General features: G+C 68.2%; 1 protein-coding gene. It reads left to right on the top strand.

Going from position 1 to position 880, the window contains the following annotated elements; translation table 11 throughout:
- Positions 1–25: 25 nt before the first annotated feature.
- Positions 26–880, top strand: an 855-nt coding sequence (locus tag MMF94_RS43185; RefSeq protein WP_241043300.1) for a TIGR03842 family LLM class F420-dependent oxidoreductase, incomplete at its 3' end; no start/stop codon positions are given.

Genomic DNA, 880 nt, shown 5'->3' on the forward strand with positions numbered 1-880 from the left:
TACCTGCGATGAAAGGGAGTCCCCGTTGGACATCGGGCTCGTCCTGCAGACCGACCCACCGGCTCAGACCGTCGTCGACCTGATGGCGCGTGCGGATGAGCTGGGGTTCAGCCACGGCTGGACGTTCGACTCGCAGGTGCTCTGGCAGGAGCCCTACGTCATCTACCCGCGCATCCTGGAGCGGACCTCGCGGCTGACCGTCGGGCCGATGGTGACCAACCCGAGCACCCGGGACTGGACGGTCATCGCCTCGATGCACGCCACGCTGATCGAGATGTTCGGCAACCGGACGATCTGCGGCATCGGCCGCGGCGACTCCGCCGTGCGCGTACAAGGCCGCCCACCGACCACACTGGCCAGGCTCGAGGCGTCGATGCACGTGATCCGGGAACTGGCCGAGGGGCGCGCGGTCGACCTCGACGGCACCACCGTCCACATGCCCTGGATCCCGCAAGGAGCCGCACTACCGATCTGGATGGCCGGCTACGGCCCCAAAGCACTCGACCTCGTCGGACGCGCCGCCGACGGGTTCATCCTGCAACTCGCCGACCCCTACCTGGTCGAATGGACCGTCAAAACCGTCCGAGCCGCCGCCGAAGCCGCCGGCCGAAACCCAGCAGCCATCACCATCTGCGTCGCCGCACCCGCCTACGTCAGCACCGACCTCGCCCACGCCCGCAACCAATGCCGATGGTTCGGCGGCATGGTCGGCAACCACGTCGCCGACCTCGTCACCCGCTACGGCGAAACCTCCAGCGCCGTCCCCTCCGGACTCACCGCCTACATCAAAGACCGCCACGGCTACGACTACAGCCACCACGGCCGCGCCGACAACCACACCACCGACTTCGTCCCCGACGACGTCATCGACCGCTTCTGC

It is taken from the genome of Pseudonocardia alaniniphila, from assembly GCF_022524485.1.
GTDB lineage: Bacteria > Actinomycetota > Actinomycetes > Mycobacteriales > Pseudonocardiaceae > Pseudonocardia > Pseudonocardia alaniniphila.